The sequence below is a fragment of the Nocardiopsis sp. NPDC101807 genome (genome assembly GCF_044766605.1).
Taxonomy (GTDB): Bacteria; Actinomycetota; Actinomycetes; order Streptosporangiales; family Streptosporangiaceae; genus Nocardiopsis; species Nocardiopsis tropica.
Window position 1 is genome coordinate 268,856 of the sequence record NZ_JBIWMK010000006.1, and the last position, 16,786, is coordinate 285,641.

A 16,786-nucleotide genomic window follows, 5' to 3' on the forward strand; every position below is an offset into this window, starting at 1 on the left:
GGTGGCACACGGGGGGTTCGCGGCCGTGGTCGGGCCGGTCCGCGGCCCCACCCTGCCACGGGGCCCGGACAGTTCCGGGCGTCCGCCCGGCGCCCCCGGGAAAGGTCGCGCGAGGGGCTGCCGGAACACCCCGATTTGTCACTGTCGTTCCGTAGTGTTCTCCATGTGAGCGATCGATGGAGTACCGACGACGTATGGGCTCTGGCTCCGGACCCCTCCTCCCGGAAGGCCGCGATCAAGGTGGCCAAGGGCGGGTCCTGGCCGGAGCGCGGAGTGGTCGCCGCCCCCTCCGGCGGCGCCTCCGCCGTGTGGGGCGAGTGCAAGGGCAGCGGTTCCAAGCCCTACCTCGCCGCCGTCCACCTGGACGGTGACGGCGGCCCCGCCTTCAAGTGCAGCTGTCCCAGCCGCAAGATCCCCTGCAAGCACGTCCTGGCCCTGCTCGCGCTGTGGGCCCAGGACGACGTGGCGGTCCGGGCCGAGAGACCCGAATGGGTGGGCTCCTGGCTCAACGGCCGCGCGGCCCGCCGGGCCCGCGCCGAGAACGGGGCCCCCGCGGCGCCCGCCGACCCCGCCAAGGCGGCGCAGACCCTCCAGAAACGGGAGGAGGCCGTCGGCGCCGGACTGGAGGAACTCCGGACCTGGCTGTACGACCAGGTCGACGCGGGCCTGGCCGAGGTGCCCAAGCGGGGCTACGACCACTGGGACCGCATGGCCAGGCGCCTCACGGACGCCAAGGCGCGCGGCGCCTCCACCCTCGTCTCCCAGCTGCCCTCCGTCGCCAGGGGGGACCACTGGCCCGAGCGCGTGCTCGAACAGCTCGGCCTGCTCCACCTGCTGGTCGTCGGCCACCGGGCCGGGGACGCCCTCGGGGAGCGCACCCGGGGGGCGGTCCGCGCCCGGATCGGGATCACCACCCGCGCCGAGGACGTCCTCGCGGGCGGCGAGCGCGTCCGCGACACGTGGCGGGTCCTCGGATGGCGCGACGTCGCCACCCCCGAGAACGACATGCGCGCCCGCCGGGTGTGGCTGCGGGGAGCCGAGACCGGGCGCACCGCCCTCTCCCTGACCTTCGGCCGCGCAGGGGAGGCGCCCGCCACCGCCTTCCGGGTCGGCACCGAGGTCGCCGCCGAGTTCGCGTTCTACCCCGACGGCCACCGCATCGTCCCCCCGGGCGACGGGGACGCCGGCCCGGCGCCGGAGCCCGGGGGCGGCACCGTCGCCGAGGCCCTCGACGCCTTCGCCGCGGTCCTGGCCGAGGACCCCTGGCAGGACGCCTGGCCGGTCGTGCTCGACCGGGTCGCCCCCGCCCTCCCGACCGCGGGCGGCGACCGGTGGCACCTCGCCGACCCGACCGGCGCCGCCCTCCCCCTGGCCTCCCCCGAACCCTGGCGCCTCCTCGCGGTCACCGGCGGCCATCCGGCCACCGTGGCCGCCGAGTGGTCGCCCTCCCACGGGCTCACACCCCTCACCGTGTGGGACCGGAACGGAAAGGCGGTCTCCCTGTGACCGGCACGACCGACCCCCTCGACCCCCTGGCCCCCGTCGACTCCTGGGACCGCCTGGTCTCGGCGGCCCTCGTGGGCACCTCCCGCCGGGCCGTGCCCGACACCCCCGACCTGCCCGCCACCCCCGCCGCCGAGGGCGCCGAGACCCTCCTGGACAGGGCCGCCCTGGCCGCCGTCCGCCGCGCCGCCGGGCACACCCCCGTCGAGGCGGCCCCCGTCGCGCCCGACGACACCGACGACCGCCCCGAGGCGGGCCAGGCCGCCACCCGCCGGCTGGAGGGGATCCTCGCCGGACGCCTCCCCCTCCTGCCCGAGTGGCTCGGACTCGCAGCAGCCCGCGGGACGCGGGCCGCCCACTCCAGCGTCCCCGCCCTCCTCGACCAGGGGGCGCGCGACAGTCGGCTGCGCCCCGCGCTCGCGGCGGCCGTCGGCGGACGCGGCCACTGGCTGGCCCGGTTCAACCCCGGTTGGGAGTACATGCTGGGCGAGTCCCTCCCGGGCGACCGGTTCGACCGTGACGAGTGGGAGCAGGGGAGCCCCGCCCGGAGGCGGCGCGCCCTCACCGCCCTGCGGGCCACCGACCCCGGCGCGGCCCGCGAACTCCTCCGGGGCGTCTGGCCCGACCTGGCCAAGGCCGAACTCCGCCGCCGGCTCCTGGAGGCACTTGCGACCGGGCTGGGCCCCGCCGACGAGGAGTTCCTCGAACACGCCCTGGACGACCGGGGCGCCAACGTGCGCGGCCTCGCCCTGTCACTCCTCACCCGGCTGCCCGACAGCGCCCACGCGCACCGCCTGCGCGGCCACGTCCGCGAGTACGCGTCGGCGGACGGGGGGCTGCGGGTGGAGACCGTCCGCACCCGGCGCGACGACATCCACCGCGACCTCGCGCTCGCGGCGCCCCGGAAACAGCCCGAGAGCAAGAACGAGCGGTCCGAACGCCTGTGGGCGCTCGTCACCCACGCCCCGCTGGACGTGTGGCCCGACCTGCTCGGCACCGGCCCCGCCGGTGTCCTGGACGCCGCCGCCGACTCCGGCGACGCCGACCTGCGCGACGCCTTCGTCAACGCGGTCGTCGTCCAGGAGGACACCGCGTGGGCGCGGACCGTCCTGGACGCGGTGGGCCCCCGCGTCGCCCGCCGCCCCGACGCCCACGCCCGCAGAGCGTTCCAGCTGGAGAAGCTCCTGGACCTGCTGCCGGTCGAGGAGCGCTGCGCGCACGTGCAGGGCGTCCTCGGCGCCGGGGCGGGGCTGGAACGCTGGGGCGAGGTGCTGCGCGCCACCCGCGGCCCCTGGACCGCGGCCCTGTCCGAGCACACCGTCCGGCGCCTGCACCAGCCCGGGCGCGGACGCGACTCCTTCGGCTACCGGGAGGTCTGCGAGGCCGCGGCCGAGCACATGCCCCCCGAACACCTCGCCGACCTGCGCGCCGAACCCCCGTTCGACGACACCGCGGACGCCTACCTCCGGCTTCGGGACACCCTCCGATTCCGACTCGACATGCACAAGGAGCTCTAGTTGACCACCTCCGCCATCAGCACCGACGCGGCCCAGGCCATCCGCCCGCACGCCGAGCAGACCTACGCCGCCGAACTGGAGGCGCTGGCCAAGGCCGACGACCGCCGTCGCCCCCCGGGCTGGAGCCTGTCCCCGTGGGCTGTCACCCAGTACCTGCTGGGCGCCACCCTCGACGACGGCACCGAGATCACCCCCAAGTACATCGGCGCCCGCCGGGTCGTCGAGGTCGCCGTCGCCACCCTGGCCACCGACCGCGCGCTGCTCCTCCTCGGCGTCCCCGGAACCGCCAAGACGTGGCTCTCCGAGCACCTGGCCGCCGCCGTCTCCGGCGACTCCACCCTCCTGGTCCAGGGCACCGCCGGGACCTCCGAGGAGGCCGTCCGCTACGGCTGGAACTACGCGCGGCTCCTCGCGGAGGGGCCCTCCGAGGCCGCCCTCGTGCCCAGTCCCGTGATGACCGCGATGGCGCGCGGCTCCATCGGGCGCATCGAGGAGCTCACCCGCATGCCCTCCGACGTCCAGGACGGCCTCATCACCGTGCTGTCCGAGAAGGCCCTGCCGGTCGCCGAACTCGGCATCGAGGTGCAGGCCCGGCGCGGGTTCAACATCATCGCCACCGCCAACGACCGCGACCGCGGCGTCAACGACCTGTCGAGCGCGCTGCGCCGCCGGTTCAACACGGTGGTGCTGCCCGTCCCGGACAGCGCGGAGGACGAGATCCGCATCGTGACCCAGCGCGTGGAGCAGCTGGGACGCTCGCTGGAGCTGCCCGAGGTCCCCACCAGCCTCACCGAGATCCAGCGGGTCGTCACGGTCTTCCGCGAACTGCGCTCCGGGGTCACCGAGGACAACGGCACCAAGGTCAAGTCGCCCAGCGGCACCCTGAGCACGGCCGAGGCCATCTCGGTGATCACCAACGGCATCGCCCTGGCCGCGCACTTCGGCGACGGGCGGCTGCGCGCCGCCGACGTCGCCGCGGGCATCCAGGGCGCCGTCGTCCAGGACCGCGTGTCCGACGGTGTGGTGTGGCGCGAGTACCTGGAGACCGTCGCGCGCGGCCGCGACGGCTGGGGCGAGTTCTACCGCGCGTGCCGTGAGGTGGGCGCCTGATGGGCCGACCCCGACTGGACACGAGCGGGCTGCACGTCCTCGGCGTGCGGCACCACGGCCCGGGTTCGGCCCGGGCCGTCCGGGCGGCCCTGGAGGAGATCAAGCCGGACGCCGTGCTGATCGAGGGGCCTCCGGAGGCGGACGCGCTCACCGCCCTCGTCGGTGAGCTGGAGCCGCCGGTGGCGCTGCTGGCCTACGTGGCCGACGCACCCGCGGGCGGCAGGAAGGCCCCGGCCGGGGGCGACGGGGAGGGGAAGGACGCGGTCGGGGGCCGCCGGTCGGGGGAAGGATGGGCGTTCTGGCCGTTCGCGAGCTTCTCCCCCGAGTGGGAGGCCCTGCGCTACGCGGTGGCCAACGACGTCCCGGTGCGCTTCTGCGACCTGCCCGCCGCGCACACCCTCGCCGAGCGGATGGCGGAGGAGCACGGCGCCGGGGAGGACCCGGGGGCCGACGCCGGTGAGCCGGGTGGGGCCGCCGACGGCGCCGGGGTCGAGGAGGCCGTCGGCGAGCCCGAGCGGGTCCGCCTGGACCCGCTCGGCGTCCTCGCCGAGGCGGCGGGCTACGACGACGCCGAACGCTGGTGGGACGACGTCGTCGAGCAGCGCGGCGACGGGGAGCCCTCCCCGTTCCCCGCGATCGCCGACGCCATGGCCGCCGTCCGCGCGGAGTCGGGCCCCGAGGAACCCCGCAATGCCCGCCGTGAGGCGTACATGCGCCAGACCCTGCGCGCCACCCTCAAACAGGGCCACGAGCGCGTCGCCGTGGTCTGCGGCGCCTGGCACGCCCCCGCCCTGCGCGACCTGGCCGACCACTCGGTCAAGGACGACGCCGCCCTGCTCAAGGGCCTGCCCAAGGCCAAGGTCACCGCGACCTGGGTGCCGTGGACCCACGGCCGCCTGGCCTCGGACAGCGGCTACGGCGCGGGCGTGTCCGCCCCCGGCTGGTACCACCACCTGTTCACCGTCGAGGACCGGCCGGTGCACCGCTGGCTCACCGACGCCGCCCGCATGCTGCGCGACGAGGGTCAGGGCGTGTCGTCCTCGCACGTCATCGAGGGCGTGCGGCTCGCGGAGAGCCTCGCCGTGCTGCGGGGCCGACCCCTCGCCGGGCTCGACGAGGTGTCCGAGGCGCTCACCGCCGTCCTGTGCGAGGGCGAGCCCACCCGGGCCGCCCTCGTCCACCGGCGGATGGCGATCGGCGAGCGGATGGGCGCGGTGCCCCCGTCCACGCCCATGGTCCCGCTCCAGCGGGACCTGGTCGCCGCCCAGAAGCGGCTGCGGCTCAAACCGGAGCCCTTCGACCGCGACCTCGACCTCGACCTGCGCAAGGACAACGAGCGCCGGCGCGGCGTGCTGCTGCACCGGCTGCGGATGCTCGGCGTGGGGTGGGGCGTTCCGCGCACGCCCGACGGCGGGCACAAGGGGACCTTCCGGGAGTCGTGGCGGCTGCGCTGGGAACCGGAGATGGACGTGGCGCTGATCGAGGCCAGCCGGTGGGGGACCACCGTGGCCTCGGCCGCCGCCGCCAGGGCGGTCGACCTCGCCGGGGAGGCGACGCTGCCGGAGCTGACCTCGCTCACCGAGCAGTGCCTGTTCGCGGAGCTGGGCGAGGCCCTGCCCCGGGTCCTGGCCCTGCTCACCGACCGGGCGGCCACCGACAGCGACGTCACCCACCTGATGGGCGCGCTGCCCCCGCTCGCCCGGTCGGCCCGCTACGGCGACGTGCGCGGGACCGAGAGCGCGCACCTGCGCGCCGTCGCCGAGCAGATCCTGCGCCGCGTCTGCGTCGGGCTGGCCCCCGCCGTGCACGGCCTGGACGACGACGCGGCGGAGCGGTTCGTCGGGCGGATCGACGAGACGCACACGGCGGCGACCCTGCTGGGCGGGGAGGGCGCCGCCGCGTGGACGGCGACCCTCGTCGCCCTCGCGCGGCGGGACACCCTGCCCGGCCGGATCGCCGGCCGCGTCAACCGGATGCTGTCGGACGCCGGGCTTGTGGACGACGACGAGCTGCGCCGCCGCCTCGGGCTGGCCATGTCCCCGGGCGAGGAGCCCGCGACGGCCGCCGCGTGGCTGGAGGGGTTCCTCCGGGGCAGCGGCCTGATCCTGGTGCACGACGACCACCTGCTGGGGCTGATCGACACCTGGCTGCTCGGCCTGCCCGAGGAGCGCTTCACCGTCGTGCTGCCGCTGCTGAGGCGCACCTTCGGGTCCTTCCAGGGTCCGGAGCGGCGGGAGATCGGGGCGGCCGCCGCCCGGCTCGGCAGGGCGGCCCCGGCCGCCGGCCCGGCGGCGGTCCGCCCGGACGTGGACGTCGAACGTGCCGCCCCCGCCCTGGCCGCGGCCCTGGCCATCCTCACCACCGGAAGGAGCCACACGTGAGCGTCACGGATGAGCGGGAGCGCCGCTGGCGGCTGGTCCTCGGCCGCGAGGCGCAGTGCGCGGGCGGCCTGAGCGCCGCGGACCAGGGCATGGACGGCGCGCTGGAGGCGCTGTACAACCGGGGCGACGCGGACCGGGGGGCCGGGGACGGCCGGCGCAGCGCCGGCCTCGGCGGGTCGGCGCCCCGGGTCGCCCGGTGGCTCGGCGACATCCGGGAGTACTTCCCGACCTCCGTCGTCCAGGTGATGCAGAAGGACGCCATGGACCGGCTGGGCCTGCACCAGCTGCTCCTGGAGCCCGAGATGATGGAGGCCGTCGAACCCGACGTGCACCTGGTGGGCACCCTGCTGTCCCTCAACCGGGTCATGCCCGACGAGGCGCGCGAGTCCGCGCGCGCCGTGGTGCGCCGGGTGGTGGACGACCTGGAGCGCCGGGTCGCGCAGAAGACCCGCTCCGTGGTGCAGGGGGCGATCGACCGGTCGGCGCGCACCCACCGGCCGCGCCGGGTGGCGGACATCGACTGGAACGCCACGATCCGCCGCAACCTCGCCAACTACCTCCCCGAGCACAACACGATCGTGCCGGAGACCCTGGTGGGGTACGGGCGCCGCAGCCGGGGCGTGCAGAAGGACGTCGTCCTGGCGATCGACCAGAGCGGGTCGATGGCCTCCTCGGTGGTGTACGCGAGCGTGTTCGGCGCCGTCCTGGCCTCCATGAGCACCCTGCGCACCTCCCTGGTCGTGTTCGACACCGCCGTGGTCGACCTGACCGAACAGCTCACCGACCCGGTGGAGGTGCTCTTCGGCACGCAGCTCGGCGGCGGCACGCACATCAACAAGGCGATCGCGTACTGCCAGGGGCTCATCACCAAGCCCGCGGACTCGATCTTCGTGCTGATCAGCGACCTGTACGAGGGCGGTGTCCGAGCAGAGATGCTGAAGAGGGTGGCCGCCATGCAGGCCGCCGGGGTCCAGGTGGTGGTCCTCCTGGCCCTGTCGGACGAGGGCGCGCCGTTCTACGATCGCGAGAACGCGTCGGCGCTCGCGGAGATGGGAGTCCCCGCGTTCGCCTGCACGCCGGACGTGTTCCCGGAGCTGATGGCGGCCGCGATCCAGGGACAACCCCTCACGTCCTGGGTAGAGAAGCACCAGGACGCCTGATCCGGGCGGGCGGGGCCGTGGCGGTCCCCGCCCGCCTGTCACCTGTCCGGGGTGGGAGCGGTGATCCGGTCGTCACAGGCAGTCGCGCTAGAGTGGAGTATTCCTTTACATCGCCTGTTTTCGGGAATACTCTCTCCGCGTCGGCTCCCTTCGAGCGAGGAGACCCCCTTGAAACTCAGGAAGATCACCGACGGGTGCGAGAACAGGAACTGTCCGGCTGTCTATGAAACCGATCGCGGAACCCTCGTCGTCCAGGGCTACGTACTCTCCGACCCCGAAGCCCTGAAGCAGATCGGCCTTCCTGAGGGCGAGTCCGCGGTCGAGGTGCCCACCGAGTTGTTGAGGGGGATTCGTGCCGTCTCTGACTGACGCGGGCTTCGACGAGCTGTTCGACGGGACGACCAAGAGCGTCTTCAGGTTGGAGACCCTGCCGGTCTACAACCCGGTGTCCGAAGCCTCGACGCTGGAGTCCTATCTTGCGGGGGACCCCTGCCCGAGGGTGGGCGTCACCACTCCCTACATGCAGGAGGTCAAGGATCAGACGAGCCGTGGCATCCGGCGCTACCGGGTCCATGTCGTCCACGGCCCCCTGACGGACTACCTCCGCTACGAGATGGAGTGGGGGTACACCTTCACCTCCCGGGCCGGCGAGGAGATCCTCATCCTCGACACCGCCGAACACGGTCGTCCCGAAGGGCTGCTCGACGAGGACTTCTGGTTGTTCGACGAGACCCATGTGGTCCGCATGGACTACCGGGACGACGGCGAATTCCTCGGCAAGGAACTCCTGGTGGAGCCCGATCTGGAGCACTACCGCGCCCAACGCGACCTGGCTGTCGGCCAGGCCGTACCCTTCAGGGAGTATTGGAGTGCGCATCCGCAGTACCACAGGGACTGATGACCACACCTGAATCCTTTGAACGCATCCGTGCGGAGTTGGCGGAGGACCTCCGCCGACTCCGCACGGATGCCGGCATGCCCGGTGTGACGGCGGCGGCGCGCCTCGGCTGGAGCCAGTCCAAGATCTCCAAGATCGAGACGGGCAGAGCCACCCCCTCCTCGGACGACGTGCGGCAGCTGGTCGGGCTGTATCGACCGGGCCGGGAGGAGCGTCTCGCCCTCGAAACGCGGGTCGCGGAGCTGAACGACCGCTACCGCTCGTTGCGCATGCTGCGAAAGCGCGGACTGGAGCACGAGCAGCGGGGCATCAAACGCGTCGAGTCCTCGACGACCCTCCTCCGGGTCTTCGAGCCGAGCACCGTTCCGGGACTGCTCCAGACGGCCGAGTACGCCCGGGCCGTATTCAGCCGCCCCCTCTCCTGTGCCGGAGTCGACGTCGCCCGGGCCGTGGCTGCCAGGCTCGACCGGCAGTCGGCACTGTTCCAGCCCGAGAGGAGCTTCCACTTCGTCATCACGGAGGCTGCGCTTCGTTGGCGCATGGGCGGGACCGCGACCATGACCGCCCAGATGGACCGCCTCGCCAACCTCTCCACCCTGTCGAACGTGCGCCTCGGCCTGCTTCCGTGGAAGGTCGAGGTTCCCGAGTTCCCGAACAACGGCTTCGACATCCGAGACGAGCGCGAGGTCGCGGTGGAGAACTTCACGACGCACCGCGTGCTCACGGACGCCAGGGACATCGATTTTCATCTGCGCATGTTCGCGTACTTCGCGGACGCTGCGATCTACGGCGACGAGGCGCGCGCCTTCCTCGCGGAACTGACGCGCGAGCACACCTGACCCCTCTCCTTCCCGGGACCTCCTTCGGGTCCCTTGCTTCGCGGCCACAGAACTATTCCTTGTTGTGTCTAGTTTCTTGGAATAGTCTCTTGCTTGGTTCCTCCGACTGCGATGAGCGGAGGGGGCACCATCGTGAGCATGACGACTCTGACCGAGAAGGAAGCCCGCATGACCGACCAACCCGGTCCTGGGGACCTGGCGGTGCTCGTACCCGCGGCCTGGAAAGAGGTGTTCCGGAGCGTGCCCCGGGAGTTCTTCATCCCGGACGCCGTCCAGGCGGGTCCCATGGGCGACGAACCGTCGTACTGGGTGGACCGCACAGAGGACCCCGACCGGTGGCGGGCCGCCGTCTACGCGGACACGACCCTGCTCACCCAGATCGCGGACGGGACCGTGGAACTGTCCGAGGACACGGTGCGCACCGGTGAGCCGAGCAGTTCGAGCACCGCGCCCAGCCTGGTCGGGGAGTTCCTCGCTCTGCTCGATCCCTATCCGGGCGACCGGGTGCTGGAGGTCGGCACCGGGACCGGATGGACCGCCGCGCTCCTCTCCGAACGCTTGGGGGCGGACAGCGTCACTTCGGTCGAGGTGGACGAGCAGGTCTCCGAGGTCGCGGCCGACCACCTCGAAGCCGCCGGGTACCGGCCGAACCTGGTGGTGGGGGACGGGCTCGCCGGGTTCCCCGAGGGGGCTCCCTACGACCGCGTGCACGTGACGTGCGCCGTGCGCGAGGTGCCGTTCGCCTGGGTGGAGCAGACCCGTCCCGGGGGAGTGGTCGTCGCGCCGTGGTCACCCGTGCAGGTCCGGGGCCACAAGCTCAGGCTCAGGGCCACGGGAGACCGGGCGATCGGCCGGCTCCACGGTGGAACGGCGTTCATGACGGCGCGCTCCCAGCGTCCCGGACACCCCTCCCCTCAGGGGGAGTCGCGTGAGACGGAGGCGCGACTGGACCCGATGGCGGTGACGAGTGCGGGTCCGGGGCTGGAAATGGTGGTGGTCGCACTGCTGCCCGGGGTCGTGGTCGACGGGATCGGCGAGGGGGACGACCGGGTGGGGCTGCACGACCCGGTGACGGGTGCGTACGCCCTGGCGATCCGTTCCGAGAACGGAGGAGCGGCCGAGGTCACCCAGTACGGGCCCCGTGACCTGTGGTCGGAGATGGAGACGGCCTACCTGGCCTGGGTGGGTCTCGGTGAGCCGGAACTGGAGCGGTTCGGGCTCACCGTGGGTGTCGAAGGCCGGCAGGTGTGGTTGGACCAGCCGCGCAACCTGGTGCGGTGAGGAAGGAGACGCACGTGGGTGACCACGGCAAAGAGGTGAACTGCTCCACCTGCCACGGGAGGAAGACCATCACGCAGTCCCGGGACGGGAAGGTCGACCGGATCCCGTGCCCGCTCTGCAACGGGACCGGCAAGCAGCCGTAGGGGGCCGGACCGATGGGGCCTCGGCCATGTGCTGGACGAGTTGCGGAGAGAGGTGGTCACGATCGTCGTTCGACCGGCGGGGGAGGAGCGCCGCCCTCCCCAAGCACCGGAAGAGCTTTCGGACGACCTCGCCGAGGCGGGGGACCGAGAGTTCGCCGAACGCCTCGGGACACGGCTCCGCCTCCACTGAGTCGGCTCCTCGCCACCGTCCACGTGACCGGAGGAGGGACAGGGCGGTCCCTCCCGGCGTGCTGGAGAGACGTGAAAACCAGTGGCGGCGCGCGGCAGGGCTCGGCTAGTGTCCGGCCCGTGCCCGAATCGGTTGACGTGGCCGCCTAGCGGCGGCCGACCCCAGAGTCCTCCGCCGCATCAGCGACCACGCCGGTGCGGCCCTCCGTGCTGCCCCGGCTCCGTTCCTGAACGCCCGGAGCCTCCGACTTGTCCACACCACCCGCACGCCGCGGAGCAGTCCTCCTCGCCGTGCTCCTCTCCACCCTCACGTTCCCCCTGGCCATCACCGGCGCCTCGGTGGCGCTGCCCGCCGTCGGCGCCGAGCTCGGCGGCGGCCCGACCGCGCTCCAGTGGGTCGTCAACTCCTACAACGCGTGCTTCGCCGCGTTCCTCGTGTGCGCCGGGGCCGTGGCCGACGCGGTCGGCCGTCGGCGCGTCTACGCCGCGGGGGTCCTCCTCTTCTGCGCGGCCGGCCTGCTGTGCCTGTTCGCGCGGGACGTCGCCGTGCTGAACCTGCTCCGTGCGGTCGGCGGCGTCGGCGCCGCGGCGGCGGTCGCCGGGGGCGGGGCGATGCTCGCAGCGACCTTCGAGGGGCCCGTGCGTGCGCGGGCCTTCGGCCTCCTCGGCACGGTGCTGGGCGCGGGCACCGCCTTCGGTCCCGCCGTCGCCGGGCTGCTGGTCGACACCCTGGGCTGGCGGGCCGCGTTCGCCGCCCCGGCGGTGGTCGCCGGTCTCGCCCTGGCGCTGGTCCCGCTGATGCCCGCCGCGCGCGGCACCGGGAGGCCGGTCGACCGGCCGGGCGCGGTCCTGTTCACCTCGGCGCTGGCGGTCCTGGTCGCCGCCCTGGTCGAGGGCCCCGCACGGGGCCTGCCGGCGGTGCTGGCGGGGCTCGCGGTGTCCGCCCTGCTGCTGGCCGCCTTCGTCCTGGTCGAACGGCGCAGCCCCGAGCCCCTGGTCGACGTGGCGCTGCTCGGCAACCGCAGGTTCGTCGCGTACGCCCTGGCGGCGGCCGCGTTCATGGCGGTGCTCGTCCCCCTGCTCGTCTACCTGCCCTCGTACCTGATCGCGGTGGTGGGTCTGGGCGCGGCGCAGGCCGGACTGTGGCTGCTGATGCTCACGGGGCCGACGCTGTTCCTGCCCGCGCTGGGGGCGGAGCTGGCCTCCCGGCTGCCCCACACCGCGGTCGTGGCGGGCGCCCTGGTCCTGTGCGGGGCGGGCTCCGCGGGCCTGCTGGTGCTCGGTCCGGACGCCACGCCGTGGACGCTCCTGCTCCCGTTCCTGCTGATCGGGGTCGGTGTGGGTCTCACCAACGGCACCGTCGACGGCATGGCGATGGGGGTCGTGGACGCCGAGCGGACCGGGGTCGCCTCCGGCGTGTTCAACGCGACCCGCATCACCGTGGAGACGGTCGCCCTCGCCTGCGCGGGAGCCGTCCTCGCGGCGCTCACCGGGGGCCGGCTGGAGGGCGAGGGGTTCACGGACGCGTTCCACGTCGTGGCCCTCGCCCTGGCCGGGGTCGCCGCCCTGGCGGCGGCGGGGGTCCTCGTCCTGGGCGGGCGCGGGGAGAAGGAACCGGAGAAATCCCCCCTCTCCTGAGAGGCAGAGGCGCGGAGCCGCCGGACGGGCTCCCCGTCGGGCGGCCCCGCGCCGGCGGGCTCGGCCCCGGCTACGCGAGGTCCTCCTCGTCGGGCCGCGCGGAGTCGGGGCTGAGCGGGTCGTGCCCCACCGACATCAGGCGGCGCCGCCACCCGGGATCCTCGCGGTGCGGGTCGGCCAGTTCGCGCCGGACGAGATCCGACACCTCGCGCATCAGCTCGACGTCGGCCCCCGTCACGTCGGAACGGCGTTTGGACAGCAGGTTCACGACCGCCTCGCCCCGCCGGGACACCGTGCGGCCGGGCTCCGGCCGGAAGCCCTCCTCGCCGGAGGCGTTGGTGAGCAGCCACGCGCGCAGCTCCTCACCGGTCATGTTCACCGCCGAGTGGAAGTCCTCCCACGCGTCGTCCACGGCCGGATCGTGCTCGCTCATCTTCGTCCTCCTCGCTCTCGGACATGTCCTGTCGGGTCCGTCCACCGGCTCCGGCCCGCCCCGCTCCGGAGCCCCGGCCGCCGCACCGGTCGGGCCCCTCACCGCCGGAGCCGGCGGGACGCGTAGACCGCGGCCCCCGCCGCCAGCACGGCCGCGCCGGCCAGGGCCGCGGGCCGCCGCCTGCGGTTCAGCTCGTCGAGGGGGCTGACGGCGTACGCCTCGTCGTCGAACTCCCCGTGCGCGCCGAAGTCCCGCACGTCGTCCACGGGCTCGAACAGGTTGTCCCGTTCGGGCGCGGGCTCGTCCCGGACCTGGCTTCCCCTGCCGGAGAGGCCCAGCTGGAGGTCGAGCGCCCGCGGGGCGAGGCGCTGCGCCAGCACGGTGCCCACGGTCGACGCGCCCACCCAGTACCGGCGGCGCCGGGGGTGCTCGGCGGCCCACACGATCGCGCGCGCCGCCACCTCCGGCTGGTAGACCGGCGGCACGGGCCTGGTCCGCGCCCCCATCCGCGAGCGGACCCACGAGAACTGCGGGGTGTTGACCGCCGGCAGGTGGACCTCCGTCACCCTGATCCGCGACCGGGCGTCCACCAGTTCGGCGCGCACGGAGTCGGTGAACCCGCGCACCGCGTGCTTGGCCCCGCAGTACGCGGCCTGGAAGGGGATGCCCCGGTAGGCCAGGGCCGACCCGACCTGCACGACCACGCCCCGGTTCCGGGGCGCCATCAGCTCCAGCGCGGTCCGCGTGCCGTGGACGTAGCCGTGGTAGCAGACGTCGGTGACCCGGCGGTACTCCTCGGGCTCCACCTCCCCGAAGGGGGCGATGACCGAGGCGAAGGCCGCGTTCACCCACACGTCCACCGGGCCGAGCGCGGCCTCGATCCGGCCCGCCGCCTCGCGCACCGCCGCGGCGTCCGCGACGTCCGTGCGGACGGACAGCGCGGGGACCCCGGCCTCGCGCGCCTCCCGCTCGGCGGCGGCCAGCCCCTCCGCGCCGCGCGCGAGGAGGGCCACCGCGTAGCCGCGGCGGGCGAACTCCCGCGCGGTCGCCCGGCCGACGCCCGCGCTGGCGCCGCTGACGACGGCCACCCGGCGCCCCCCGTTCCCGGTCTCCATACCGACCTCCGTCACGCACTCGGGTCCTTCCCCCTGCGCTACCCGGGGCAGTGGTTCCTTATGTGCGCACCAGGGCGCTGAAGTGTCGTTTCGTCCCGTCCGTCCCAGGGCAGTCGGAGAGGAAGCGCTCACGGGAGGACCACGGGGGAGGGGCCGATGGGGCAGGGGACGACGGGCATCGGGGACCACGGCTTCCTCTCGGACTGCCACACCGCGGCGCTCACCACACCGGAAGGCACGGTCACGTGGCTGTGCGCGCCGAGGTTCGACGGGCCCGCGTTCCTGTCCGGGATCCTCGACCCGGACCGCGGCGGGGAGTGGACCCTGGAGGTCCAGGGGGCGCGTCCGGCGGACCGCGCCTACGTGGACGAGACGCTCGTCCTGGAGACCCTGTGGCGGGGCGACGGGGTGGAGGTCGCGGTCCGCGACCTGCTCGCGGTCCGGACCCCCGAGGGGGAGGAGGGCCTGTACCGCGAGGGCGTCCTCGTGAGGCTCGTCGAGTGCCGGTCGGGCACCACCTCCGTGCGCTCCCGGCTGCGCGCCCGTCCCGACTTCGGACGATCGGAGCCGCGGTGGGAGAGCGCCGGCGGGGGCCTGAGGGAGGCGTCGGGCCCGCTGCTGTCGGGCGCCCCCGGCCCCGGCCTCACCGAGGAGGGGGACCCCGAGTTCCTGGTGGAGCTCTCCGAGGGGGACACCGCGGTCCTCGCGCTGGACTACCTCCGCGGCGAGCGCCGCGTCGACCTGGGCGAGGGGCGCTCCCTGCTTCGGGGGACGGTGGACGCGTGGCGGGCGTGGTCGGCGCGGACCGACTACGACGGCGCGGGGGCCGCCCACGTGCGCCGCAGCGCGCTCACCCTGCGCGGGCTGCTCCACGAGGAGAGCGGAGCCCTGATCGCCGCGCCCACCACCTCCCTGCCCGAGTGGCCGGGAGGGACCAGGAACTGGGACTACCGCTACGTGTGGCACCGCGACGCGGCCCTCGTGGTGCTGGCCTTCCTCCGCCTCGGGCACGAGGCCGAGGCGGGGAACTACCTGAGCTTCCTGCTGCGCGTGTGCGGTCGCCCGAAGGGCTGGCTCCCGCCCGTGGAGACGGTCGACGAGGACCCGCCCCCCGAGGAGGAGGTCCTGGACCACCTGTCCGGGTACGGCGGAGCGCGGCCGGTCCGGACCGGCAACGCGGCGTACTCGCAGCACCAGCTGGACGTGTACGGGCACATCCTCGACGCGGCCCTCTCCTACGAGGACGCCACCGGGGGCCTGCCGCCGGACGAGCTGGCCCGGCTCGCCACCGTGGTCGAGTCGGCGCGCGAGCTGTGGCGGGAGCCGGACGAGGGCATGTGGGAGGTCCGGTCGGACCCCCGGCACTGGACCAGCTCCAAGGTCTACGCCTGGGTGTGCCTCGACCGGGCGGTCCAGCTCGCGGAGTTGACCGGCGGGGAGGACGAGGTGCCGCTGGACGCATGGCGCGAGGAGGCCCGCGCGATCCACCGGGACGTCCTCGACCACGGCTACGACCCGTCCACCGGCTCCTTCGTCCAGTCCTACGGCGCGGCCAACGTGGACGGCTCGCTGCTGCGGATCCCGCTCCTGGGCTTCCTCGACGGCACCGACCCGCGTGTGCTCCGCACCCTGGAGCGCGTGGAGGCCGAACTGGGCGAGGGCGGCGGCCTGATCCGCAGGTACGACCCCGGGGAGACCGGCGACGGGATCGGCGCCCCGGAGGGCGCCTTCCTCCTCTGCTCGTTCGACATGGTGTCCGCGCTCGTCCTCGCCGGGCGGACCGACGAGGCGAGGGAGAGGTTCGAGCGGCTGTGCGGGAGCGGGGGCGAACTGGGGCTCCTGGCCGAGGAGATGACCGCCGACGGCACCCAGCTGGGCAACTTCCCCCAGGCCTTCACGCACCTCGCGCTGATCGAGGCCGCCGTCAACGTCGACGGGGCGGCCGACAGGGAGGCGTTGCACGACTGGGCCCGCAACAGGTCCGGCAACGGAGGCGGAACGAGACGAAGGAGGAACGGGGACGATGACTGACGACACCTCCGGCGCGGAGAGCGTCAAGGAGACGGTCCGGCAGGAGGCGGAGGCCTACCGCGGGGGCAGCGACCAGCCGCTCGTCGGCTACGCCGCGGTGGCGTCCGGCTACGCGGCCCTGGTGGCGGCGGGGGCGCTCGTCGCGAGCCGCTCCCGCCGGAGCGGGGCCGCCGCCTCGGTGGGGCCCTGGGACCTGGCGCTGATGGGGCTCACCACCCACAAGCTGTCGCGGCTGCTGGCCAAGGACCCGGTGACCAGCCCGCTGCGGTCGTTCTTCACGCGCTTCCGCGGGGCCTCCGCGCCGGCCGAGCTCGACGAGGAGGTGCGCGGCGAGGGCGGGCGCAAGGCGGTCGGCGAGCTGGTCACCTGCCCCTTCTGCCTGGCCCAGTGGGTGGCCACCGGCTACGCCTTCGGGCTGGTGTTCGCCCCCTCCCTCACGCGGAGCGCGGGGGCGGTGTTCAGCGCCGTGGCGGTGTCCGACTGGCTGCAACTCGCCTATGTGCGCCTGCAGAAGGCGCAGGGGTAGGGGCCCGGCCGCCTCTCCCGAC

At 74.2% G+C, this 16,786-nt stretch carries 15 protein-coding genes; 13 read left to right on the plus strand and 2 right to left on the minus strand.

The window, feature by feature from the left end:
• The first annotated feature begins 240 nt into the window (after positions 1-240).
• From ACIRPH_RS20025 to ACIRPH_RS20075, 11 genes are all read left to right on the plus strand, one after another.
• Positions 241-1,506 (plus strand): SWIM zinc finger family protein, encoded by a 1,266-nt coding sequence (locus ACIRPH_RS20025; protein WP_402916903.1) that lies wholly within the window; start codon positions 241-243, stop codon positions 1,504-1,506.
• A complete protein-coding gene (locus tag ACIRPH_RS20030) occupies positions 1,503-3,020 on the plus strand; it encodes a DUF5691 domain-containing protein (protein WP_402916438.1) in 1,518 nt (505 codons plus the stop codon). The genes ACIRPH_RS20025 and ACIRPH_RS20030 overlap by 4 nt, the downstream gene beginning before the upstream one ends.
• Positions 3,021-4,130 carry an AAA family ATPase gene (locus ACIRPH_RS20035; RefSeq protein ID WP_402916440.1) on the plus strand — a complete coding sequence of 370 codons (1,110 nt, stop codon included), beginning with the start codon at positions 3,021-3,023 and terminating at the stop codon, positions 4,128-4,130.
• Positions 4,130-6,511: a DUF5682 family protein gene (locus tag ACIRPH_RS20040; protein WP_402916442.1), complete on the plus strand. Its 2,382-nt coding sequence runs from the start codon at positions 4,130-4,132 to the stop codon at positions 6,509-6,511. The genes ACIRPH_RS20035 and ACIRPH_RS20040 overlap by 1 nt, the downstream gene beginning before the upstream one ends.
• The gene (locus ACIRPH_RS20045) at positions 6,508-7,671 is read left to right on the plus strand and encodes a VWA domain-containing protein (protein ID WP_267947118.1); all 1,164 of its coding nucleotides are present in this window, start codon (positions 6,508-6,510) and stop codon (positions 7,669-7,671) included. The genes ACIRPH_RS20040 and ACIRPH_RS20045 overlap by 4 nt, the downstream gene beginning before the upstream one ends.
• Before the next feature lie 168 nt (positions 7,672-7,839).
• Entirely contained in the window at positions 7,840-8,040 is a 201-nt protein-coding gene (locus tag ACIRPH_RS20050) for a hypothetical protein (protein WP_402916445.1), read from the plus strand.
• The gene (locus tag ACIRPH_RS20055) at positions 8,024-8,569 is read left to right on the plus strand and encodes a DUF6879 family protein (protein WP_402916447.1); all 546 of its coding nucleotides are present in this window, start codon (positions 8,024-8,026) and stop codon (positions 8,567-8,569) included. The genes ACIRPH_RS20050 and ACIRPH_RS20055 overlap by 17 nt, the downstream gene beginning before the upstream one ends.
• Complete coding sequence (locus ACIRPH_RS20060; RefSeq protein ID WP_402916449.1) at positions 8,569-9,408, plus strand: helix-turn-helix domain-containing protein; 840 nt, start codon at positions 8,569-8,571, stop codon at positions 9,406-9,408. The genes ACIRPH_RS20055 and ACIRPH_RS20060 overlap by 1 nt, the downstream gene beginning before the upstream one ends.
• A 138-nt stretch (positions 9,409-9,546) precedes the next feature.
• Positions 9,547-10,689, plus strand: a complete 1,143-nt coding sequence (locus ACIRPH_RS20065; RefSeq protein ID WP_402916451.1) for a methyltransferase domain-containing protein — start codon at positions 9,547-9,549, stop codon at positions 10,687-10,689.
• A gap of 14 nt (positions 10,690-10,703) precedes the next feature.
• Positions 10,704-10,832 (plus strand): hypothetical protein, encoded by a 129-nt coding sequence (locus tag ACIRPH_RS20070; protein WP_402916453.1) that lies wholly within the window; start codon positions 10,704-10,706, stop codon positions 10,830-10,832.
• A 438-nt stretch (positions 10,833-11,270) separates the two neighbouring features.
• Positions 11,271-12,659, plus strand: a complete 1,389-nt coding sequence (locus tag ACIRPH_RS20075) for an MFS transporter (protein WP_402916454.1) — start codon at positions 11,271-11,273, stop codon at positions 12,657-12,659.
• Between the two features lie 70 nt (positions 12,660-12,729).
• On the opposite strand, the gene ACIRPH_RS20080 is transcribed toward ACIRPH_RS20075, so the two are convergent.
• Together ACIRPH_RS20080 and ACIRPH_RS20085 are read right to left on the minus strand one after the other, a co-directional pair.
• Positions 12,730-13,092 (minus strand): DUF3140 domain-containing protein, encoded by a 363-nt coding sequence (locus tag ACIRPH_RS20080; protein WP_402916456.1) that lies wholly within the window; start codon positions 13,090-13,092, stop codon positions 12,730-12,732.
• Positions 13,093-13,190: 98 nt separating this feature from the next.
• Positions 13,191-14,207: an SDR family oxidoreductase gene (locus ACIRPH_RS20085; RefSeq protein ID WP_402916905.1), complete on the minus strand. Its 1,017-nt coding sequence runs from the start codon at positions 14,205-14,207 to the stop codon at positions 13,191-13,193.
• Positions 14,208-14,363: 156 nt separating this feature from the next.
• Here ACIRPH_RS20085 and ACIRPH_RS20090 point away from each other — a divergent pair, with 156 nt between their 5' ends.
• Both ACIRPH_RS20090 and ACIRPH_RS20095 read left to right on the plus strand, forming a co-directional pair.
• A complete protein-coding gene (locus ACIRPH_RS20090; protein ID WP_402916458.1) occupies positions 14,364-16,238 on the plus strand; it encodes a glycoside hydrolase family 15 protein in 1,875 nt (624 codons plus the stop codon).
• Entirely contained in the window at positions 16,231-16,764 is a 534-nt protein-coding gene (locus ACIRPH_RS20095) for a DUF1360 domain-containing protein (protein WP_402916460.1), read from the plus strand. Before ACIRPH_RS20090 ends, ACIRPH_RS20095 begins: the two co-directional genes overlap by 8 nt.
• Positions 16,765-16,786 lie beyond the last annotated feature (22 nt).